The 21,164-nt window shown below is 39.2% G+C and carries 21 protein-coding genes; 7 read left to right on the top strand and 14 right to left on the bottom strand.

All coding sequences use genetic code 11. From position 1 onward, the window contains the following. Positions 1–9 precede the first annotated feature (9 nt). The 7 genes from CH362_RS09495 to CH362_RS09465 form a co-directional block, all read right to left on the bottom strand. Positions 10–2,121 carry an LIC11755 family lipoprotein gene (locus tag CH362_RS09495; RefSeq protein ID WP_100710107.1) on the bottom strand — a complete coding sequence of 704 codons (2,112 nt, stop codon included), beginning with the start codon at positions 2,119–2,121 and terminating at the stop codon, positions 10–12. A gap of 50 nt (positions 2,122–2,171) precedes the next feature. Beyond that, positions 2,172–4,058, bottom strand: coding sequence for an excinuclease ABC subunit UvrC (gene uvrC / locus CH362_RS09490; protein WP_100710106.1), 1,887 nt, complete (start codon positions 4,056–4,058; stop codon positions 2,172–2,174). A gap of 3 nt (positions 4,059–4,061) precedes the next feature. Continuing rightward, positions 4,062–4,481: a peptide chain release factor family protein gene (locus CH362_RS09485; RefSeq protein WP_100710105.1), complete on the bottom strand. Its 420-nt coding sequence runs from the start codon at positions 4,479–4,481 to the stop codon at positions 4,062–4,064. Between the two features lies 1 nt (position 4,482). After that, positions 4,483–4,914, bottom strand: coding sequence for an acyl-CoA thioesterase (locus tag CH362_RS09480; protein ID WP_100710104.1), 432 nt, complete (start codon positions 4,912–4,914; stop codon positions 4,483–4,485). Positions 4,915–4,924: 10 nt separating this feature from the next. Next, positions 4,925–5,620: an endonuclease III domain-containing protein gene (locus CH362_RS09475; RefSeq protein ID WP_100710103.1), complete on the bottom strand. Its 696-nt coding sequence runs from the start codon at positions 5,618–5,620 to the stop codon at positions 4,925–4,927. After that, positions 5,577–5,852: a 50S ribosomal protein L28 gene (rpmB, locus tag CH362_RS09470; protein WP_100710102.1), complete on the bottom strand. Its 276-nt coding sequence runs from the start codon at positions 5,850–5,852 to the stop codon at positions 5,577–5,579. Before rpmB ends, CH362_RS09475 begins: the two co-directional genes overlap by 44 nt. A gap of 89 nt (positions 5,853–5,941) precedes the next feature. Beyond that, on the bottom strand, positions 5,942–6,715 hold the full coding sequence (locus tag CH362_RS09465; protein ID WP_100710101.1) for an LOG family protein: 774 nt from the start codon (positions 6,713–6,715) through the stop codon (positions 5,942–5,944). A 31-nt stretch (positions 6,716–6,746) separates the two neighbouring features. Here CH362_RS09465 and CH362_RS09460 point away from each other — a divergent pair, with 31 nt between their 5' ends. Further along, positions 6,747–7,895, top strand: a complete 1,149-nt coding sequence (locus tag CH362_RS09460) for a hypothetical protein (protein ID WP_100710100.1) — start codon at positions 6,747–6,749, stop codon at positions 7,893–7,895. On the opposite strand, the gene CH362_RS09455 is transcribed toward CH362_RS09460, so the two are convergent. Further along, the gene (locus tag CH362_RS09455; RefSeq protein WP_100710099.1) at positions 7,793–8,932 is read right to left on the bottom strand and encodes an aminotransferase class I/II-fold pyridoxal phosphate-dependent enzyme; all 1,140 of its coding nucleotides are present in this window, start codon (positions 8,930–8,932) and stop codon (positions 7,793–7,795) included. The two genes, CH362_RS09460 and CH362_RS09455, sit on opposite strands and share 103 nt — an antisense overlap. 22 nt (positions 8,933–8,954) lie before the next feature. Beyond that, positions 8,955–9,320, bottom strand: coding sequence for a hypothetical protein (locus CH362_RS09450; RefSeq protein ID WP_100710098.1), 366 nt, complete (start codon positions 9,318–9,320; stop codon positions 8,955–8,957). A gap of 83 nt (positions 9,321–9,403) precedes the next feature. Between CH362_RS09450 and CH362_RS09445 the strand changes: the two genes are divergently transcribed. The 4 genes from CH362_RS09445 (at position 9,404) to CH362_RS09430 (ending at position 13,992) form a co-directional block, all read left to right on the top strand. Next, positions 9,404–11,170, top strand: coding sequence for a phospho-sugar mutase (locus CH362_RS09445; protein WP_100710097.1), 1,767 nt, complete (start codon positions 9,404–9,406; stop codon positions 11,168–11,170). Beyond that, positions 11,167–12,381, top strand: a complete 1,215-nt coding sequence (locus tag CH362_RS09440) for an aspartate aminotransferase family protein (RefSeq protein WP_100710096.1) — start codon at positions 11,167–11,169, stop codon at positions 12,379–12,381. The genes CH362_RS09445 and CH362_RS09440 overlap by 4 nt, the downstream gene beginning before the upstream one ends. 19 nt (positions 12,382–12,400) lie before the next feature. Continuing rightward, positions 12,401–13,477 carry a 3-isopropylmalate dehydrogenase gene (gene leuB / locus CH362_RS09435; RefSeq protein WP_100710095.1) on the top strand — a complete coding sequence of 359 codons (1,077 nt, stop codon included), beginning with the start codon at positions 12,401–12,403 and terminating at the stop codon, positions 13,475–13,477. Positions 13,478–13,584: 107 nt separating this feature from the next. Next, a complete protein-coding gene (locus CH362_RS09430) occupies positions 13,585–13,992 on the top strand; it encodes a response regulator (RefSeq protein ID WP_100710094.1) in 408 nt (135 codons plus the stop codon). Positions 13,993–14,015: 23 nt separating this feature from the next. Here CH362_RS09430 and CH362_RS09425 read toward each other — a convergent pair whose 3' ends face one another. Beyond that, complete coding sequence (locus CH362_RS09425; protein WP_100710251.1) at positions 14,016–14,714, bottom strand: purine nucleoside phosphorylase YfiH/LACC1 family protein; 699 nt, start codon at positions 14,712–14,714, stop codon at positions 14,016–14,018. Between the two features lie 96 nt (positions 14,715–14,810). Between CH362_RS09425 and CH362_RS09420 the strand changes: the two genes are divergently transcribed. Both CH362_RS09420 and mutS read left to right on the top strand, forming a co-directional pair. Further along, entirely contained in the window at positions 14,811–15,473 is a 663-nt protein-coding gene (locus CH362_RS09420; RefSeq protein ID WP_100710093.1) for a phosphoribosylanthranilate isomerase, read from the top strand. Further along, positions 15,442–18,000, top strand: a complete 2,559-nt coding sequence (gene mutS / locus CH362_RS09415) for a DNA mismatch repair protein MutS (protein ID WP_100710092.1) — start codon at positions 15,442–15,444, stop codon at positions 17,998–18,000. The genes CH362_RS09420 and mutS overlap by 32 nt, the downstream gene beginning before the upstream one ends. Positions 18,001–18,041: 41 nt before the next feature. Here mutS and serB read toward each other — a convergent pair whose 3' ends face one another. From serB to bioB, 4 genes are all read right to left on the bottom strand, one after another. Further along, a complete protein-coding gene (gene serB, locus CH362_RS09410) occupies positions 18,042–18,821 on the bottom strand; it encodes a phosphoserine phosphatase SerB (protein ID WP_425269042.1) in 780 nt (259 codons plus the stop codon). A gap of 92 nt (positions 18,822–18,913) precedes the next feature. After that, on the bottom strand, positions 18,914–19,657 hold the full coding sequence (locus tag CH362_RS09405; RefSeq protein WP_100710090.1) for a GDSL-type esterase/lipase family protein: 744 nt from the start codon (positions 19,655–19,657) through the stop codon (positions 18,914–18,916). A gap of 24 nt (positions 19,658–19,681) precedes the next feature. Beyond that, positions 19,682–19,855 (bottom strand): hypothetical protein, encoded by a 174-nt coding sequence (locus CH362_RS19250; protein ID WP_165780245.1) that lies wholly within the window; start codon positions 19,853–19,855, stop codon positions 19,682–19,684. A gap of 148 nt (positions 19,856–20,003) precedes the next feature. Continuing rightward, positions 20,004–21,098, bottom strand: coding sequence for a biotin synthase BioB (gene bioB, locus CH362_RS09400; RefSeq protein WP_100710089.1), 1,095 nt, complete (start codon positions 21,096–21,098; stop codon positions 20,004–20,006). Positions 21,099–21,164 lie beyond the last annotated feature (66 nt).

Genomic DNA, 21,164 nt, shown 5'->3' with positions numbered 1-21,164 from the left:
CCACCCTTCTTATTCCGAAATTCCAGGATGAGCATCCGTCAAAGGACAGCTTGGATCACGATAAGGTTTACCTAAATAAGAACTTGCTGACCAAATCCTCGCACCGGATTCCATTTTAGAATATGCTGATTTTCGAATCTTATTCTTGGTATCATTCACACCCGGCCCAGAAGAACTATAAGCAAACTCATCCCATAATTCTCCAGTATAAGGATCATAGATTTTAAGGAGATTCGATCCGGAAGATGGTAAACTAAAACTTACATCCTTCGAAAACTCTGTTTGAGGGAAACAAGTCGATTTTCCAGAAGAGAGTAAGGTTAAACCTTCTTTCTCCAAAGGTAGAAGAATAGAAACTGTTGTTCCAGCACCTGGGACAATTTCTAAATATATAGAGTCAGGCGAATATTCAGTAACAGATACAAATTCCAAAAACTTATCTTTTGAAATTGGATCAACTCCTTGGTAAGAACCCATCCAAGAAACTTCTGAAAATCTTGCTTTGCCTAAATTCTCTGATCTTTTGCAAAACTTAATAGAGGCAGAAGTCCTAGGATTTTCAAAGGCGACGGCTGATTGTGGAAAAGCAGGATCAGTTGAATTCGGATGAAGAAGAGCCTTTCCATTTTCAAAACAAATACTTACAGTTTCTCCATTTGTTTTTTGGAGTACAATACGGGTAGGAACTCCTTTAGAAGTGCGAAAAATCCCATCCCAGAGAACCTTCTCCTTTCCTAAAGAATTAGAAAGGGAAACAATATCGCTAATAGTAACAGTCTTAAAAATCGAAAAGGAATAAGAAGGATTTCCTAATAGAAAAGGTAGATTCCCTAAGCTAATAATCTCGCCTGAAGAAATTTTTCTAGAAATCTGAATTGGAAAAAGATTTTTTCCCCAACTAATTTTTAAAGAAGAAGGTTCACAGATTTCGTTTCCTTTATAGATCAGATCTAGATATTTCCAATCTGACTGAAGAACGCCCTTGTGCACTAATCCATTCGGATTTAATTCCTCTAATTCAAAATCGTTTGGATCACATGCATATTCACTTTCTAAAGCTGAGGTGTAATTCTTGCCGGGATCCATGCAAAACTTAGAAATAGTTTCGCAAGTTGAGAAAGAGCCACCCTTCCATGAATAATAATTATCTCCGAATAAGTATCCAGTTCCAGGAAGATTAAACTCGAAAGTTTGATCTGCCCGGCTAAGTGATAATTTGCCAACCTTCTTCAGGTCTCCCCATTTGATTCCTGAAAGTGAAATTCTTTCTAAAGAAGCAATATCCTCTGCAAAGATCCGAGTCTCATGTGGTGATAAAAAACCCGTTGTTTGATGAAGTGAAGTTTTATTTCCCAATAAATTAAATTCCAAACCTTCTTCGCAAATTGGGAATGTATACGGATTATAAATCTCAATCCATCTTCCCAAACTTGAATTTGTTTCTCCGAAAATTTCGGTGATAATAGGAAGAGAAGAATTACAGGTATCTAATCCAATTTGATTTTTGGTAAGGATCAGATTTTGGATTTCTTTTTCTAAAGTCTGATCTTTAAAAGAAATCCCAAGATATACTTCAGATTCTCCAGAAGGAGACAAAACTAAAAGTGATTCTCCATTCGAAAATGTGAATATATTAAAATTCTTAAAATGATTTTTGAGATTAAAATTCCCCCTGTCCCAAACTAAAGCAACGTCGCCTGAGAATCTAAGTTTTCTATCTCCAATTATAGCAAATTTGGAACCTTCTACCTTCGTCTTAATTCCAGAAAAAGGATAAGTCCCTATTTTATAGCCTGAATTATCCGAAAGGGTTGAACTAAATTCAGAAACAAGTGTCCCTTCTTTCCAAGCAGATAGAATTTGCATAAATTCTGAAATTCCATCTTCGTGAATACATATCCGGATCTTATAATTAGGATCTTCTCCAGAAACAAAACATGTACGGCCATTCTCTTGGACCATATCTGAAACAAGTCGTGAATCTTTTGTGATGGTTGGATCATATTGGAATTCTATAGATTTATCTGATTCTTCCAAATATAACTCGGAAGATGAGTTTTCTTTACAAGAAGCTAAAATGAAAAAGATGATTAGGCAGAAAGCCGTTAGTATTGTTCGCATTTTTCCCTCCAGAGCTACTTGTCTGGGGAAAAACTTCTTACTTGCGATTTTTAGGAGTTAGAGTTCGAATTTTCCGGAATTATGATTCCACCTGTCTCACTGCTTTGGTTTGCAGAAGTATGGAAATAATTATAAATTTTTTCTGCGAGTGCTTCTCCAATGCCTGGGACTTTCATTAGTTCTGCAATATTCGCATCTTCTATCTTTTTCTGGCCTGAGAAAGATTGTAGTAATAGTTTACTTCTTTTTAAACCAATATCAGGAACTTCTCTGATAAGGCCTGTTAAAGCTTCACGATTTCTTCTGGAACGATGATGTTCTACTCCGAATCTGTGGGCCTCATCCCGAAGATGGCGAAGTAATCTCATCCCAGGTGAATTCATATCAAAACTATATGGAGAACTTTCTCCAGGAAAATAGATCTCTTCTCTTTTTTTGGCAAGTCCTACCATTGGAAGATTTGCAGCGCCAGCTTCTACTGCTGCCTCACAAGCTCTGCCGAGCTGTGTAGGACCTCCATCAATTACGATTAGATCAGGCATCACACCATCTTCATTGATGATCCTTTGTAATCTTCTGGAAATTACCTCATGCATCATTCCTGGATCATTGATCCCTTCATAACCTCGAATATTATACTTTCTATAACCTTGTTTGAACGGTTTTCCTTCTACAAACATCACACCACTCGCCACAGGGAAGGATCCTTGGAAATGGGAAATATCATAACATTCTATAATATGCGGTGGTTCCTTTAGTTGGAACATATCTTGTATTTCTTTTAAAGCTACAGTTTGGTCTTTATAATGAGTTGCGAGAAGCCTCTCTGTAAGTCCAAGTTCCGCATTTTTTTCTGCGATCTTTAAGAGAGACTTTTTCTCGCCTGCTTTCGGAAATCTTAATTTAGGTCGGAAACCTGTTTTCTCTTGCAGAAAGTCTAACACAGTTTCCCCTTCTTCTTTTAAGCCAAAGGGAACAACTATACTTGCAGGGATCATTCCTGCTCCCATATAATAATCTCGGAAGAAGGAAGCTAATATTTCCTCTTCTGTGGAATTCTGCACACCTTGCAAAGGAAAAGACTTTTTATTATCTAAAAGACCGCCTCGAACTTCCATAAGAACAACTTGTCCTTCGTCTTCTTTGCGAGCGAATGCGATGATATCCTCGTCGCCACCATCCATACTTACCACAGTTTGTTTTTGTCGGAAGATCTGTAGTCTTCCTAACATATCTCTGTATCTGCCAGCAATCTCGAATTCCATTTTTCCGGAATACTCATCCATTCGTTTGGTGAGTTCGTTTGCCAGGACTTCTTTTTTGCCTTCTAAGAACTGAATTATCTGATTTACAATAACTGCATATTCATCTTCTGGAACTGTTCCTTGGCAAGGACCGAGGCATCTTCCCATTTGGAAATTTAAACAAGGACGTTTAGGCTTAGGAAGTGGAAGTTTTTGCCTAACTTTTCGAATTGGGAAAATTCGAAGTATCACATCTAAAATTTCCCGAGTAGTCCTAACATCTGTAAAAGGACCGAAATATCTATCACCATTATCCTTTATTTTGCGAGTGATAAACACCATCGGATAAGGTTCCGAAAGGGAAACACAGATATATGGATATTTTTTATCGTCCTTTAAACGAACATTATATCTAGGATTATGTTTTTTGATCAGAGTAGCTTCTAAAATTAAAGCTTCTTTTTCATTGGAAGTTGCAAACCAATCCAAATCAAAAATTTCTCTCTGAAGATATCTAGTTTTAAGGTCCGTTTGTTTTTCTTTTAAATAGTTACGGATCCTTTTATCTAAATTTTTGGCCTTGCCTACATAGATCACCTCTCCTTCTGAATTCTTCCAAAGATAACATCCAGGAGAACCCGTAAGGTTTTTGAGTTTTTCTACAATCAGAGTATGATTGATCACTTCAGGCATGGTTTAATATTCTTCGCTCCAATCTTCAGAAGAGGTTTTTCTCTTTAGACCTGCCAAAGTTTTGGAAGCAGCCTTTCTTTTGGCTTTTCTTGCCTTATCCGCCTTGGCCTTTCTGATCTTTGTAAGTTTAGGATCTTCTATCTTAGAGGTTTCGAAAATTTCGGCCTCTATTTTTTCGCATAAAAGAATTCTCGCCTTATATCTGTTTAAACCTTGGGTGCGATGAATGGAACATTTAATTTCGAGACCCGTTTTTTTATAAAACAATCGGACGGCAGTCGAAACCTTGTTTACGTTTTGACCACCCTTGCCTCCACTTCTTACAAAAGTTTCTTCCAGATCGGATTCTTTGATCCCAAGCTTTCGCATTCTGGAAAGAAGAAGGTTCGCTTTTTCCGGAGAGACCGGGAATAGAACGGCCATTTTATCTTTTTAAAAATTCTTCCGGATCAAATTGACTGAAATAAGGGAATGGTTTTCCGGAATCATCCAAACAGACATAGGTCACCCTACAATCTATGATCTCCCTGATTTCTTTTTTCTTCTGATTTTTTGCGATGGCTGCACTTCGGATGGTGATAGAACTTTTTCCTACTTTCTCTATTTTAGAAAAAATTTGAATGATCTCACCAAGTAATCCAGGACTCTTAAAGATAACATTATCCATTGTCACTGTAACAAGATTAGAATATCCAATTTTTTCGATGACAAACATTGCACAACCTTCGTCGATCCATGCTAACATCTGTCCTCCGAAAAGGAATCCATGTTGGTTTAAGTCCCTGGACATGACTATATGTTGAGTGCTTAATTCCATTCCTTGGATTTTTTCATCTAAAAATACTTCTGAGTTCATTTTGACCTCTTTAATCTTTTGGTGAAGTGGAAGAAGGACATTCTTTTCTAAGAATACATGTCTCGCAAAATGTCTTATGCGCCTTGCAGTATTTTCTTCCTAAAAATATAAAATACAAGGACAGATCCATCCAATATTCGGGCTGAATATTTTGCATTAGATCCTTCTCCACTTTTACAGGATCTGTTTGTTTGGTAAGACCTAACTTTTTGGAGATCCTTTTAACATGAGTGTCCACCACGAATCCTTCGGATATATGATGGATCTCATTTAATACAACGTTTGCAGTTTTTCTTCCTATACCAGGAAGTTTGATCAGTTCCTTGATACTCTTAGGCAATTTACCGTCGTATTCATTTAGAAGAAGGTTCGCAAAACCGGAAACTGACTTTGCCTTATTCTTATAAAAACCAGTAGAATAAATTAACTTTTCTATCTTCTTTAAAGGAGCAGAAGCAAGAGATTCCAATGTAGGAAGTTCTTTGAAAAGAATAGGAGTAACCTGGTTTACTCTTTCGTCAGTACACTGAGCGGAAAGAATTACCGAGATAGCAAATTCGTAGTCTTTGGAATATTGGAGAGGAGAATTTACGTCCCCGAATTCCTTCCTGAGAAGGAAGTAAATTCGAGAAACATATTCAGGGGTCGGGGAAAAAGAAGGACTAGACTGCCTTTTTTTGGATTCCGACGTATTTTTTGGGAGCAAGTGCTTTTAGTGATTCGCCGTTATCTTTGATCGCAGCTTTGATCCCTTTCTTTTTAAGGGTTCTTAAAGCACGGGTAGAGATACGAACGGTTACCCAACGATTCTCATCTTCTAAGAAGATACGTTTTTTGATTAGGTTGATTTTCCAGGATCTACGGGTTTTAAGGTGAGAGTGAGAAACATTGTTTCCTGATATCGTTCCTTTCCCTGTCACAACACATTTTCTGGCCATACTGAAGACCATAGTTTTCTATAAGATGCTTATGTCAAGGAAACCAAAAAGATTTGGGAAAAATCCTAGAATTTCTCCCCGTTTTAGGCCTAATCTCCATCCAGTGGGACCTTCTTCTTTAATGTTTCTAGGACATCTTCAGGAGTATCACAATAAGTGATTAGATTCAGATCATCTGGATCAATAAGTCCATATTCTTTCATATTTTCTAATTGGAATATATCATTCCAGAACTTGGTCCCGTATAGAATGACAGGGATCTTGCGGTTATTCCGACCTGTTTGGATAAGAGTCAAGGTCTCGAATAATTCATCTACAGTTCCGAATCCTCCGGGAAAAGCCACGACTCCCATGGACAATCGTAAGAACCAAAGTTTTCTCATGAAGAAATAATGAAATTCTACACTCACTTCAGGATCCACATATGGATTCACAAATTGTTCGAAAGGAAGTCTGATATTTAAACCAAGGCTTGGTCCACCTGCTTCTTTGGCTCCACGATTGGCGGCTTCCATAATACCAGGTCCGCCACCAGTGCAGACAGCCATTCTTCTGGTATCCTTTGAAATTTCTTTTCCCCAAGCAGTGATGAGACTTGCAGTTTTACGAGCTGCCTCGTAGTATACGGACATCTCTTTTTGTTTTAGGAATAATTTCTTTTCTGATTCGGAGAGATTTCTGGTTTCCTTCTCTCTACATTCTTCCGGACTTAAGATCCTAGCAGATCCGAATAAACAAATTGTATCCTGGATCTTTCCTTCTCTAAACAAAGATTGAGGATAATCAATCTCCGCAAGAACCCTTAGATGGAACGCATCTATGGATCGTAAAAATTCATCATGTTCTAAGGACGTTCTTCCCATATTTCTTTCCTTTTTTTAGGGGAAGTTAGGCTTGCCTTTCCCAACTCTATCTACTAACCTATCTCCAAGAATGATCGGACTAAAAAGTTTAAAAGAAAAAATTTTCTCCTGGTTCCGGTCCTCCTTTTTCCACCTTTCCATCAAATGGGAAGCGGGAAAGATCAGACTCCAAAAAAGATTGGATCCTTACGTTACAAGTGAGTCCCATTCCAGGAATTTTCGGAATTTAAACGGAAAGGAATCTGCCACGACCGAAGACTGGTCAGAGAACCTACCACCCTTCTCCTTTACTGAAACCGAAACAGAAGAGATTTTTCCAAACGCAAAAAGAAAATTCCACCGAGTCCGAAAACACAAAGTTTCCCTTTGGTCTCTATTATTTTTCCTCCCTTGGAAATCCAAGATCCAAGAATCAGATCCTTCTTTCAGAGCATTTCATCCTGGAGAAAATTTATTCCAAGAGGAAACAAAAAAGAAGGTCCACAAAAAGGAAAATTTCCATCTACGAAACAAACCATATTTCTGGGAAGTTTGGTTTCCTCAAATAAGCACCCTTACACTTTCTCCATTCGTAATTTGGGAGACCTCAGTTCCTGCTGATCTGTTCCAAGATTGTTTGCCTGAATCGGTTCTTCCCGTGGGAGAACCAGGAAAATGGAAGGTTCGGATCCAATCCATGAGAGTTCTATCTCACCAATTGGGAAATTTATACGAGGATACATTCCCAAGCCCAAACAGAGTGTATAGAACTGAGGTCTGGGTTTACGGTCACACAAAGGAAGAAGAGATAGATCCAGAAAGACCTTTATTATTTCCTCTCGGAGTTTGGATCTCACCTGATCTTTTAAAAGAAGAAGAGCCCAGACTAAGACAAGGATTGGCTTTTAGAACCGGAGAAACACACTGGAAAATCCAAGGGGAAACCTTAAAAATTGGGATAAGAGATTTAGAATGGACCTGGAAACCGGCCAGGGAAAATTCCAACTTCGAAAGTATATTAGAAAGTCCTCATGTATTTCTAGGAAAATCTTATTTTACATTGGAATCTGAATCTTTTACGAGAGACAGACAGATCGCTTATTTATTCAAAAGAGCAATTACATCGGATCCTAAAGTGCTCCAACGCTCTAGACCAAGACGAAATCTTTCTTCTGTTTCTCCAAATCCTAATCGAATATAACCTTCTGTTTCAAAATCTGAGGAAGGTAAAACAAACACTCCTGCTTTTTCATATAGAAGATCTGCAAATTTTCTAGATTCTAAACCTTTTTGCAATTTTGCAAAACCAACCACACCTCCTCTTGGTTCCTTAAAACTTTCGATTCCAGGGAGTTTGCCTGCCGCTGCATGGGTGAAGGTTCGCATATTCCCCTGAAGGGATTCTTTGATCTTACTCTGCAGCACTTTGCGGTTCTGCAAAAGTTTTAAAGTAAGAAACTCCGAAATAGGAGAAACTGTATGAGTTAAATAATCCTTCATGGATCTTGCTTTTTGTATCCAATCCTTAGGGCCAATCAACCATCCAATCCTAAGTCCCATCACACCGAAACATTTCGTAATAGAACCTGTTGAGATTGAATTTTCGCAAATTCCAAAACCACTCCAACCCAGATCCTTTTCTTCTGAAAGAAATCTATAATGTTCATCAAATAAGATCCAATTCGGAAAATTACCGGAAAGTTTTTGGAGTTCTTTTTTATCTTCTTCTTCCGCTATGATACCGGTTGGATTATGAGGATGATTGAATATGACAAGCTTGGGAGAATTTTGGAATAATTTGTTTAGATTCTCTTTTCCAAATCCCAATTCTTTACTTTCTAATCTGGAAAGAAGATCTACTTTTTGTAGACTGACGCCGAGTGATTTTGGGACTTCATACAATGCCTGGAATGCAGGCCAAAATAAAGAAGTTGTGTCCCCTTTTTGTAAAAGTAAATGAAATGCAATGAAGAGTGCTTCTCCGGTTCCGGTTGTTACTAGAACCTGATCAGGAGAAACGTTTTTATAAAGTTTTGAAATTTCTTCTCGTAGATCTTTTCTTCCTGAATTGGGAGAGTCCGCTAAGGAAAGTTTTCCGAGCTCCCTCAAATCTAAATTTAGATATTCTGCAAGCTGGTCCAGGTTTAGATTCCGGATCCCACTTTCTCCCAGGTTGCAGGGAGCTTCCGTCCTAAATTTTTCCAGACGATCTTCTATGAAAAATTCTCTTAAACTCACGTCCAGATCATAGTTTAATCATTCAGGAAAGAAGCAATGCAAAAGCTCCGAAGAATGAGAGTAAAAATAGACCAAGTAATATCCAACCTAGACCACTTAAGAAAAATCTCAGGTCCTTAAGAGCGAATAAGATCTGCTCCGGGTCCTTCTCCTCCAAGACCAAGGATTTACGGAAAGATAGAGAAGCCCCGTAACCCAAAATCCCCAATATAAAAAATAGAACCGCCGACACAGCTTGGATTACAATCTTTCCAGGAGACTCTTTCAGAAAGGTTCCGAATGTTAAAATTCCAGAAAGTAAAAATAGAAGGAAGGAAATGTTCCTTAATACCGCTCTAAGTGAGTCCAGTTCCCTATGTTGTTCTCGGGAAATTTCATTAGATTCCATACTTATAGAATCGGCGAAAAAACGTCTTGAACCAGGAAGAACTAGATTTTTTATTCAAAGTATAGGGTGAACTAGAGAAATATATGAGTAATGAATCCCACATAGAATCCTGGACCAAATCCCCGTTTTCCCCCCAGGTGCAACAAGAGGCGAAAGCCGTCCTAGATAGATACAAAAAGGGAGAAACAAACGGTCTAGAGATCGAGGCATTTACCGTGCCATTAGAATTCGGAACCGGAGGAATGAGAGGGAGGATCGGCAACGGGATCGGTAGAATGAATGAGTTTACCGTAGGAAAAGCTGCCCTAGGTTTTTCCAGATATCTGGTCCAAAAATCCAAAAAACCAATCTTAGTAATCGCATACGATTCCAGAAGAAGGTCCAGAGAATTTGCAGAGGTCACAGCAGGTGTTGCTGCATCTTTTGGAATAAAGGTAATCTTATTTTCAGAAGTAGCTCCTACACCGTTACTCTCCTATGCAGTCCGTTATTATAAGGCAACAGGCGGTGTGGTCCTAACAGCATCTCATAATCCACCTGAATACAATGGATTCAAAGCTTATCTTTCTAAAGGAGAACAACTCGCTCCTCCTGATGATAAAAAGATCATCTCGTTGATCGATAAAGTCCAAGACTGGAATGAGATCCCATTTCTTTCTTCTAAAGATGCAAAATACAAGAAGTTAGTCCAAAAAGCGGGAGAGGATTGTTTCTCTTCTTATTTGAAAGCTCTTAAAAAATCCGGGATCGTATCTTCTAAGGTTACTCCTAAAGAAAGATCCCAAACCAAATTAGTATATTCTCCACTCCATGGAACCGGCGGAAAATATATGAAGAAGTTACTACAAGACTTCGGATATAAAAACGTTACTCTGGTTCCGGAACAAAAAGATCCGGACGGAGAATTTCCTACGGTTAAATTTCCAAATCCAGAAGAGCCAGAAGCTTTAGAAATGAGCAGAAAACTTTCCGAGAAGATTGGAGCTGATGCATTTATAGCGACTGACCCTGATGCGGACAGACTTGGAATTGGGGTCAAAAATCCAAAGGGAGGATATGCTCTTCTAAATGGAAACCAGATCGGTTCTATTTTAGCTGCTTACTTAGCGGAGAAGGTCGGTTCCAAACCTAAAAAAGGTAAAAAACCGGTTCTTGTAAAAACAGTCGTCACCACTGACCTGCAAGCTGAGATAGCAAAGAAGAACAAGATCGCTCTTAAGAATGTTCTAACGGGTTTCAAGTTTATCGCAGAAGTGATGGGAAAACTGGATAAAAGCAAAACCCAGTATTTCCTTTTCGGAGGAGAAGAATCCTACGGTTATCTACCAGTGGATTTCGTGAGAGATAAAGACAGTTTATCTTCTGCACTTCTACTCATGGAAGTTTTATCCGAAAAAAAAGACCTTCTATCTTATATGGACGATGTTTATCTGAAATATGGATTGTACCAAGAAAGTCTAAAGTCTTTAACCTTAGAAGGACTTGCAGGTAAAAAGAAAATCCAGGATTCACTCCAGTCTCTGAGAAATAACGATCTGATCGGAAAATCCATAGGCAAAAGAAAGGTCACTGGATTTTTAGATTTTAAGAACAAGATCGCAAAAGGAAGCGCTTCTAAATCTGCATTTTCGGGTCTTCCTTCATCCGACGTGATCCAGTTAGAGTTAGAAGATCAGGCAAAGCTGACCATCCGTCCCTCGGGGACTGAACCTAAGATCAAAATTTATTCTTCTTTCAAAAGCAGGACTTCTCCTAAGACCAAAACTGAGATCCCAAAACTCACTGAAAGTTTATTAGAAGAATTGAAAGAAACAGAGTCCTTATTTTTACAATTGGCGGGTTTATCATGAACGAAACTGCATCAGATTTTCAGACTACAAAAGAACTTACAGACAAGTATCTTCTAGACTTATTCAATCGTTACCCTGTAGCTTTCCGTTACGGAGTAAACGAATTATTATTCGATCAAAACAATAAACAGTACATCGACTTTTTAGCGGGTGTTGCGGTTACAAATCTGGGTCATAGCGATCCAGATATTATAGAGGCGATTCGCAACCAGATCGACAAACTAATGCATACTTCCAATTGGTTTTATTCGGAAGAAGCATCTCGTTTAGCGGAACTTCTCATCTTGAATACTTTTCCTGGAAAAGTGTTTATATGCAATTCAGGAACGGAAGCAATTGAAGCTGCATTCAAACTTGCAAGAGCATACGCTGAACAAAAGCAGATCCATGATCCGATTATCATTTCTTTGCAGAAAAGTTTTCACGGAAGATCTGTTTCTGGGATCAGTTTAACAGGGCAGAAAAAACTTCATACAGGCTTTGGAAAACTTTTGGATGGAATCGAATTCGTTTCTCCAAACAACGAAGAAGAACTTGTAGAAGCTTTCGAAAGATTTGCAGGTAGAGTGGTAGCATTCATCGCAGAACCAATCTTGGGAGAAAGTGGCATCATTCCACTCTCTCATGGATATATGAACTTAGCGAGAGAGTTAACCTTAGAAAACGAGGCACTTCTTATCTTAGATGAGATTCAAACCGGTTTCGGAAGAACAGGAACCATGTTTGCATTCGAAACTTACGGATTTTCTCCAGATGTAATGGCTCTTGCAAAAGGTCTTGGTTCTGGATTTCCAATTGGAGCATTAGTAGTTGCTGAAAAATACCAAAACGTTTTAGCAAAAGGAACTCATGGAACCACTTACGGTGGAAACCATTTGGGTGCAGCAATTGCTTATGAAACTATTCGGATCATGCAAACAAGAGACGTTCTTTCAAACGTAAACTCATGCTCGGAGATCGCATTCAGTCGTTTGAATCAAATGAAACAAAAGAATAAGATCATAAAAGAGATCAGAGGAAAAGGTCTTCATATTGGAGTAGAATTAACTGTTCCATCTAGACCAATCGCAGAACTCTGTTTAGAAAAAGGACTGATCGTAAATGCAACAGGAGACACTGTAATTCGTATCATGCCTCCACTTACGATCTCGACACAATATTTGAATGAAGGATTGGATATTCTTGAATCCGTCCTAGACGAACAGAAATAAAAAGGAAAACAACAGCTCTATGAAAAAAGTAGCCGTATTAGCAGGGGACGGAATCGGCCCCGAGGTCATGAAAGTGGCCCTCTCCGTTCTTAAAAAAGCGCTCGGCTCCAAAGCCTCTGACTTCCAATTTACGGAAGCGCTCGTAGGAGGAATTGCAATCGACAAAACTGGAGGACCTCTTCCACAAGAAACATTAAAACTTTGTGAAGAATCAGATGCCATCCTATTCGGATCTGTTGGAGGTCCTAAATGGGAATCTCTTCCTCCAGAAAAACAACCTGAAAGAGGAGCACTTCTTCCTTTACGTAAACATTTCGATCTATTCGCAAATTTACGACCAGCGATCATTTATCCTGAACTTAGAAACGCTTCTCCGATCAAACCTGAAATTATTGGAGAAGGTCTGGATATTCTGATTTTAAGGGAATTAACCTCTGGTATCTATTTCGGTCAGCCAAAAGGTAGAGAAGGAAGCGGAGCAGAAGAATTCGCGTTCGATACAATGAGATATTCTCGCAGAGAGATCGAAAGAGCAGCAAGAGTTGCATTCGAAGCAGCGAGAAAAAGAAATAATAAAGTTACTAGTATCGATAAGGCGAACGTATTAACCACTTCCGTTTTTTGGAAAGAAGTAGTGATCGATCTACACAAAAGAGAATTTTCTGACGTCCAATTATCCCATCTTTACGTGGACAATGCGGCGATGCAGCTGATCGTAAATCCTAAACAATTCGACGTGATCCTTTGCGAGAATATGTTCGGGGACATTCTTTCTGACGAGGCTTCCATCATCACAGGTTCCATCGGGATGCTTCCTTCTGCTTCCCTTTCAGAATCTGGTTTCGGTTTATACGAACCTTCCGGGGGATCCGCTCCGGATATCGCAGGCAAAGGAATTGCAAATCCTATCGCCCAGATTTTGAGTGCCGCTCTACTTTTACGTTATTCTTTCTCTATGGAAGAAGAAGCACAAAAGATAGAAACTGCAGTCCGTAAAGTGATTTCCGCAGGAAAACGTACCAGAGATATCGCCGAGAAAGGCACCGAAATTTTGGGAACGGAAGAAATCGGAATAGAAATTGAGAAGGTTTTATAAAGCCTGGAATTGATTCGATGCTTGGAAATTTCATATTTTTACGTATATAAATACTGAAAGTATGAAACTTTCTGGAAATTTCTTGAATTAACGGGGACGGTGACTGGATGAAAGGCGGAGTAGCTCCATCAGGAAGACCTTATCAGGTAATCATTGCGGAAAATTCTAAATTCCAAGCCAAACAATTGGCTCAGATCCTGGAATCCGAAGGTTACGAAGTGGTTGGTTTTGCGGAATCTGGCAAAGAGCTCCTGAACATGTACAAGGACAACCGAAAGGTGGACCTGATTACATTAGACCTTCACCTCCCTGTGATAGACGGTTTTGCTGCCTTTCACGAAATGAAAGAAATGGGAGTTCTTCCCAGAGTAATCGTAATCACTGACGAAAACACTCCTGCAGTTATCAAGTCTCTAACTGATGACGGTATCATGGACTATCTAGTAAAACCGATCAAAAGAGAGAAGGTTCTAGAAAAAGCAAACGCTACAGTTCGTAAAACGATCAAGATTTGATCCTAAGATTTTGGCTTAGAATCTTATTCCAGCCAGATACAATTTAAGTTCCTACCGGTGTCTCCCCTTCTATGACTAAAAAATTTAGAATTGGGAGACATGGTGCAAACCCCAGCAGTTTCCAAAAAAGGTTGGATCCCAAGACTTTTAATCCTATGAAGTAAAAAAGTTTTTTGTTCCAGCAGAAACTTTCCAGGCTCTTCTAATGTTTTTAGCGAACTCGGAACTTCTTTCCTAAAGAGAGAAGCAACATCTTCTCCGACTTCGTAATGTTTGCCGGTAGCATAAGGCCCTAAATAAAAATGAACTAGTTCCGGATCTACTCCGTATCTTTTCTGCACATGAGCTAATGTCTTTTCTGTAATTCCCGCAAGAGTTCCTTTCCAGCCTGAATGGATCACACCTACAAGAGCAGGCCTTCCTGTCCAAAAAAATATAGGCATACAATCTGCGGTTTTTACGACTAGGATCTTTTTAGGTTCAGTGGTAAATAGAGCATCCCCTGTAGGAATATCTGCACTGGGCGATCCGTTCGCTTCCAGGATGGTTATTCCATGTTCCTGATTCATGAAGAATACTTCGGCACCCGCGACTCCAGAAGCCTGAGCTACCCTTTCCCGAATAAAATTCGGATCGTTCGGATCTCCGGCGGCTTCTTTGTTTCCCAGGATCAAAAGCCTGAGGCTTCTTTTATCTTCTAGAAAAAATCTATGATCGATCATACTTGACTTGGGGAAGTCCTGGTCTTGTATAGAAAAGAGAGGAAATATTTCGAGCCGTAAAACGGAACAGAAAGAAAGTCCCGGAAAAAAAATCCCATGTCCCAAACCCCTAAAGTAAAAATCTGCGGAATACGAAAAGTAGACGATCTGAAAGTCTGCGTGGAAGAAGGAGCCGATCTAATCGGGATCAATTTTGTTTCTTCCAGTCCAAGACTTGTTTCCCCTAAGGAAGCTGAAATCCTAATTACCTATTTATATACATCAGTTCCATCATTTTTACGTCCGAAAATCGTATTCCTTTTTTATAAATCTTCAACCGAATATATAGAATCAATTTTAAAAAATTTGACCCACGACTATGTCCAATACGTTAGCGATGACTCTTTGGCTCCGGGGGAAACTTCCCCACTCTACCAAAACAAGAATTCCAGAATAATTTCCTATCGTGTTCGAGGAAAAGTAAACGATGACTCCTTACATTTCCTTAATTCCGATTTATTGATATTAGATAGTTATAAATTAGGTGCTGGTGGAGGAACTGGAGAAAGTTTTCCTTGGGACCAGGTTTCAGAAGTTCGTAGACCTTATCTACTTGCGGGAGGTCTTACACCTGAAAATGTCGCAAAAGCACTTTCCCAAACTAAGGCTTACGGAGTGGATGTGGCTAGTGGTGTAGAATCCTCGCCAGGAAATAAAGATCAGGAACTCATTCGGAAATTTATTAGAAATGCAAAACAATTCTCTTACAACGGAAACTAATTCTCCTGATCTAACGGAAGCTCTGGATACTCCTATGATGAGGCAGTATCTGGAGATCAAGGCCAAGTTCCCTGATTCTATTCTATTCTTTAGAATGGGAGACTTTTATGAAATGTTCCTGGAAGATGCAAAGATTGCCTCATCGATCTTAGACATTGCGTTAACCAAAAGACAAAACTCAGTTCCGATGTGCGGGATCCCATTCCATAGCAAGGACGGATATATTTCCAGATTGCTTTCTGCAGGAAAGAAGATAGCGGTTTGTGAACAATCCAGACCCGAAGATGGAAACACAAAACTCATGACCAGGGATGTGGTGAGAATTATCACTCCCGGCACTGTAATCGAAGAACATTTACTTTCCGGCTTCCAAAACAATTATCTGTGTGTACTAGTCCCGAAAGCCGCATTGATCTTTGTAGGAATGGCAGATGTTTCTACAGGAGAAGTATTACATTTTGCTGTTCCAATTTCCAGGACCCAAGTATTAGAATCAGAATTTGTAAAATTTAAACCGAGTGAGATTTGTGTATTCTCTCAAGATTTAGAAAGGATCAGAACCTGGCAAAACTTCGGAGAAAGAGAATTAACTGTTTTAGACGCTACTAAAGTAGGATCAGAAAATTCTAACGATCCATTCCAAACGGTAACAAGAACATTAGAATATTATATTAGAGAAAATTACAGGGACGGGACTCTTACCTTAAGAGAACCTCGTATCTTACAAACTGGTTCTTATTTAGAGATGGACAGAGAAACCATCCTGAACTTGGAACTGATCGAAAACGAAAAGGAAGATAAGGGTCATACCCTATTTTCAGTTTTGAATTTTTGCAGCACTGCAAAAGGAAAAAGAGTTCTAAAACAAAGGATCTTATTTCCGGAAACGGACCCCGCCATTCTAAAATCCAGATGGGAAAAACAGGATATCATCAAAAAGATTCCACTCGCTCATTTAACCCAGGCACTCAAAGATCTGGGAGATCTGGAAAGGATCCTGGGCAGATTTAGAGGAAATAAGGCCTATCCAAGAGATTTTAAAACCATTCTTTCTTCTATCCAAACCTTGGACTCCCTAATTGGTTTACTTTCTCCTCTTGGTTATCCTATTTCTAAACCTGATAAATTGGATGCCCTTAAGGATTATATCGAAGGAAGGATACATACAGAAGAACTTCCAGTTATATTAGGAAATGGTAAATTCCTAAAAGATGGTTTTGATAAAAACCTGGATAGAGCGAGAGAAGCTGGATCTAAAGGTGCAGATTGGATCTTAGAATTAGAAACGGAAGAGAAGAAGAAAACAGGTCTTTCTACTCTCAAGATCAAATATAATAAGATCGTTGGTTATTTTATAGAGATTTCCAGAGTACAAGCAGAGCAGGCTCCTAAAGAATATCTTAAAAAACAAACTCTGGTTACTTCCGAAAGATTTACCACTGCAAGACTAGAAGAAATAGAAAGAACTATTTTAGAAGCAGATGAGATCATCCAAAAAGTAGAAAAAACAGAATTCGAAAAAATGGTCCAGGCCGTTTTAGAATATTCTTCCGAACTTCTAATTGTCTCTGAAGAATTCGGAGATTTGGACTTTCAAATCTCTCTTCTAAAAGCTGAGGAAAAATTCGGCTGGATCCGCCCCGAACTTAGCGAAGATTCCAATTTAGAAATGAAATCTTCCAGGCACCCTGTTGTAGAAGCAAGTCTTCCAGTGGGCGCAAAATTCACTCCGAACGATGTGGGCCTGGATGGAAAAGAAAACTCAATCGCCATCTTAACTGGTCCGAATATGGCCGGTAAGTCCACATTCATGAGGCAGATCGCTATCAACCAGATCCTATTCCAGATCGGTGGAAGTGTAGCCGCTGAAACTGCAAAACTTCCTATCTTAGATAAATTATTCACTCGAATCGGAGCGGGAGATAATCTGAATGCTGGAGAGTCCACATTCTACGTGGAAATGAAAGAGACTGCAAATATTCTCAAAAATTGCACGTCTCAATCTTTATTACTTTTTGATGAAGTAGGAAGAGGAACTTCTACCTATGACGGGATGAGTATAGCTTGGGCGATTTTGGAATCTCTTTCCGAAATGCACCCTCGTCCTAAAACTGTTTTTGCCACTCACTATCATGAACTAACTGAACTTTCCAGACTTCCTGGTGTTTGGAACCTTCATATGGAAACGGTGGAGAAGGATGATAAGGTAATTTTCCTTAGAAAAGTAAAACCTGGTAAGGCTAAAAAATCATTCGGTATCTATGTGGCCCAACTCGCAGGAGTTCCTGATTCAGTGGTAAAACGAGCTGCTGAAATTCTTACAGATATGGAATCTAGGAAGAAGGAAATACGGATCCAAACCAGGGAACCTTCTCTATTCCAAGATATGAGCGCGCCTAATGGTGATAGTCAATTCTGGCAGGACTTTAAAAAAGAGATCACTGATCTTCCGATCGATTCTATGACTCCTATAGAGGCTTTAAAACTATTGGATGATTGGAAAAAAAGAGTTAGTTCGCGAGGTTAAAAGTTTTCGTTGTAGGGCTGAAATGTTGGAGTTCCTACAACTTATTCCGCAAACAAATACAAAAGAACATCCATAGAAGCAAAGTCTATCCAATTGGAAATATTGGATTTAAGACCTTCTTTCGCATGAAAACCTATTCCGATCCCGGAAGCTTCTAACATGAGTTGGTCGTTTGCGCCATCACCCACTGCTACAATATTTTCTTTTTCTAATTGAAAACGAGATTGGAGTTCCAAAAGAGAATCTCTTTTGATATTTTTATCAACCACAGTTCCGGAGACCGTTCCCAAAAGTTTATCCCCTGCTCTGTCCAGATAATTTGCGCGGACTTCGTCGATAGAATATTCTTGTTTAAATCTTTCTAATATGTCTGTGAATCCGCCGCTGAATACTGCGGTTTTTACATTCTTCTTCTTTAAACCTTGGAATAATTCGGGAACACCATGATTTGGATGTAATTTAAAGTATAATTCATCGAATACGGAAACAGGTAGATCTTTCAAGTAAGAGCATCTTTTTTGTAGAGCCTCATGGAAGTTTAGGTTTCCTTCCATTGCTTCCTTTGTTACACGTGCAACTTCTTCATAAACACCTGCATATCTTGCAAGTTCGTCTATAACTTCTTCTCGGATTAAAGTAGAATCCATATCGAAGCAGAATAATGCTTCATTACTTAGAAAGGAAAAGATCTGTATCAGATCAATTTTGCGGAATCTTTGCAATTCTTGTCTAAGATAGACCAATTCTTCTCTTGGAAGTGCGTAATCTATATTCCAAACATCACATACGAAGTCTTTGGAAACCTCGGACCTTCTTTCTATAAAGACTGGTTGTTTAAATCTTGCAGAAAGTGCTTCGGATAATCTTTGGGGATCAGAATCGTTTTTAGGACTAAAAAATAAGATCACTGAGATTAACGAACGAGAGATTTAATTTTTCGAAGCCAGATAATATAGGCATCTCTATTGATATGGATCGGATCCTTTTTTCCGTCATAAGAGAATGCCAATTCTTCCCTAATGAAAGGAATCCCTTTCTGTCTGAACTCAGGCCAAATATCCAAAAATTGAACGTTTTGGCTTTCGTTAGCAATCCGTAATAACCAAGCATTTACAATAGGAGATACAGAATTCACATTCCGGCTCAAAACAGGTGGAATCCCCAAAATTAGAATTTTAGTATTCGGCAGGCTTGTTTTGATCTTTTGGATCAGAAGTCTATGGATACCTTCTATATAATCCAAACATTTCCCATCACGGATATCATTTCCGCCAATTTCCAGGATAATGGTAGAAGGTTTTAGATTTAGGACTGTAGAGTCCAAGCGCCCAAGAAGAAGTTCCGTCATATCCCCGGCGATCCCGCGATTCACAGAACCTGAAAAATCCGCCTGGATCAGATCCGGCGGAATAGCTGCAATCAGACTATTTCCTACGAAAACTATATTCGCTTTTTTTAATTTTCCATTCTCAGTAGTATAGAGTGAAACTGCTTCCAGATATAATTTCTGGTATTTTTCCCATTCGTCGGAATCTCTGATCCCGACCTTGTCCACACATTTGAAATCTGGATTATAATAATCGTATATAGTCCTACGTTGGAAAACAGAACAGGAGATTAGGGAAAAAAGAAAAACACAAATCCCTAATACTTTCATTTGGCAAGTCCCTCTAAAACTCTCTCAGTTCTCGGAATCTTTCATATGAAATCGTTTATGCCAGTCAGCTATCTGAGCCTGCAGATATTCTTCTGTATCACAAATACGAAATTCAATTGGGTTGTTGGAAACTGTATCGATCAATTTGGCTTCAATATAGCCGTTTTTTAGTTTATTGATCTCTATTTTATATTTCATCCGACAATCTCCGTTATATCCAGGATTTTCACCCCTACCAGAGTTTCAATCTATTCCGAAATTAATCTTGGAAAACCACCGAGCCTGGGAATCTTCCCATAGTCGGTTTGAAAATGCTATACGATTTTGATTCGCAATTCAAAAAAATCTATTTCAAGGATTTACGATATTTGTAAAGTTCCGGGAAATTTTCCGGGGCATATGGATGGTCTTTTCCAAGCGCTAATTCCCAATCTATTTCTTCTCCCATACCGGAAGAAAATTCAGGATAGAATCCTGAGTCTAAAATCATTCTGATTGTGTCTGCTGCATCAGAACCTTTTACGTTCAGATAACCGCTTGCAAACAAGGAATTCGCAGCATATAAAGCCATTCCTTGTAATCCTCTCAAATGCCCTTCTCTACCTGCAGCAATTCGGACTTCTGAGTCAGGATTCACCAAACGAAACGCAATTAGAGTTCTGAGACAGAATTCAGGGGTCAAACTTTGAGGATTTTTAATTGCGTGTCCTGCAACTGGGATGAAGAAGTTCACAGGGATAGAGATTACTTTTAGATTTTTGATCTCGTATATAACATCCGTTAGATCCCAGAGTGACTCTCCCATTCCAACGATAACGCCGGAACACATTCCTACTCCTGCTTTCATCAAATGGGTAATTGTCTCTACTCTTTGTTCGTAGGTATGTGTGTCACAGATTTCTGGATAGTGTGCCTTAGAAGTATTCAGGTTATGATTGTATCTGTCTAGACCGGCTGCTTTTAAGCGTTCTGCTTTTTCTCTGTCGAGTAGACCAGCGGACAAGCATACTTTAAGTCCAAGTTCTTTGCTGATCTTTTCGATGGTGAACGCTAACTTTTCAGTAGCTAAGGAATTAGGCCCAGTTCCTGCAGTAACCATACAGAAACGGTAAGCGCCATTTTCTTTTGCTTGGACTGCATCTTGGAAGATCTCCTCAGGAGATTTCATTGAGTATTCTTGGACTCCGGAACCTGCATTCTTTCTTTGCGCGCAGTACCCGCAGTCTTCTGGGCAATGCCCGTTCTTAATATTGTCTAGAACATGAATACGAACTGTTTTACCGAAGTATTTTTCGCGGACCTTATACGCCTTATCCAAAGCCTCTGTCAAAGGGATCTGGCCGCTTAGAATTGCATGTGCTTCCTCCCGATCAATAATGCTTGGCACCTCTGAGAATACTTTTTCTTCGGTGACTGGAGGATTTTCTAGACTAAGTTTCATTCTGCGATTAGTTTCCGAAGCAGCGTTTTCCTTGGCAATCTATAATTAGGCTTAAAAACGGGTGTT

Origin of the sequence: Leptospira saintgironsiae (assembly GCF_002811765.1) — a bacterium.
Taxonomy (GTDB): Bacteria; Spirochaetota; Leptospiria; order Leptospirales; family Leptospiraceae; genus Leptospira_B; species Leptospira_B saintgironsiae.
The sequence above is the reverse complement of the archived record's forward strand: the minus strand, read 5'-3'. Positions and strand labels throughout refer to the sequence as shown.

What these genes read in the sequence shown, in the direction of transcription:
- CH362_RS09495 (WP_100710107.1), bottom strand. Translation starts at nt 2,121, where the DNA reads ATGCGAACAATACTAACGGCTTTCTGCCTAATCATCTTTTTCATTTTA.
- uvrC (WP_100710106.1), bottom strand. Translation starts at nt 4,058, where the DNA reads ATGCCTGAAGTGATCAATCATACTCTGATTGTAGAAAAACTCAAAAAC.
- CH362_RS09485 (WP_100710105.1), bottom strand. Translation starts at nt 4,481, where the DNA reads ATGGCCGTTCTATTCCCGGTCTCTCCGGAAAAAGCGAACCTTCTTCTT.
- CH362_RS09480 (WP_100710104.1), bottom strand. Translation starts at nt 4,914, where the DNA reads ATGAACTCAGAAGTATTTTTAGATGAAAAAATCCAAGGAATGGAATTA.
- rpmB (WP_100710102.1), bottom strand. Translation starts at nt 5,852, where the DNA reads ATGGCCAGAAAATGTGTTGTGACAGGGAAAGGAACGATATCAGGAAAC.
- CH362_RS09465 (WP_100710101.1), bottom strand. Translation starts at nt 6,715, where the DNA reads ATGGGAAGAACGTCCTTAGAACATGATGAATTTTTACGATCCATAGAT.
- CH362_RS09450 (WP_100710098.1), bottom strand. Translation starts at nt 9,320, where the DNA reads ATGGAATCTAATGAAATTTCCCGAGAACAACATAGGGAACTGGACTCA.
- CH362_RS09445 (WP_100710097.1), top strand. Translation starts at nt 9,404, where the DNA reads ATGAGTAATGAATCCCACATAGAATCCTGGACCAAATCCCCGTTTTCC.
- CH362_RS09440 (WP_100710096.1), top strand. Translation starts at nt 11,167, where the DNA reads ATGAACGAAACTGCATCAGATTTTCAGACTACAAAAGAACTTACAGAC.
- leuB (WP_100710095.1), top strand. Translation starts at nt 12,401, where the DNA reads ATGAAAAAAGTAGCCGTATTAGCAGGGGACGGAATCGGCCCCGAGGTC.
- CH362_RS09430 (WP_100710094.1), top strand. Translation starts at nt 13,585, where the DNA reads ATGAAAGGCGGAGTAGCTCCATCAGGAAGACCTTATCAGGTAATCATT.
- CH362_RS09425 (WP_100710251.1), bottom strand. Translation starts at nt 14,714, where the DNA reads ATGATCGATCATAGATTTTTTCTAGAAGATAAAAGAAGCCTCAGGCTT.
- CH362_RS09420 (WP_100710093.1), top strand. Translation starts at nt 14,811, where the DNA reads ATGTCCCAAACCCCTAAAGTAAAAATCTGCGGAATACGAAAAGTAGAC.
- mutS (WP_100710092.1), top strand. Translation starts at nt 15,442, where the DNA reads ATGCAAAACAATTCTCTTACAACGGAAACTAATTCTCCTGATCTAACG.
- CH362_RS09405 (WP_100710090.1), bottom strand. Translation starts at nt 19,657, where the DNA reads ATGAAAGTATTAGGGATTTGTGTTTTTCTTTTTTCCCTAATCTCCTGT.
- CH362_RS19250 (WP_165780245.1), bottom strand. Translation starts at nt 19,855, where the DNA reads ATGAAATATAAAATAGAGATCAATAAACTAAAAAACGGCTATATTGAA.
- bioB (WP_100710089.1), bottom strand. Translation starts at nt 21,098, where the DNA reads ATGAAACTTAGTCTAGAAAATCCTCCAGTCACCGAAGAAAAAGTATTC.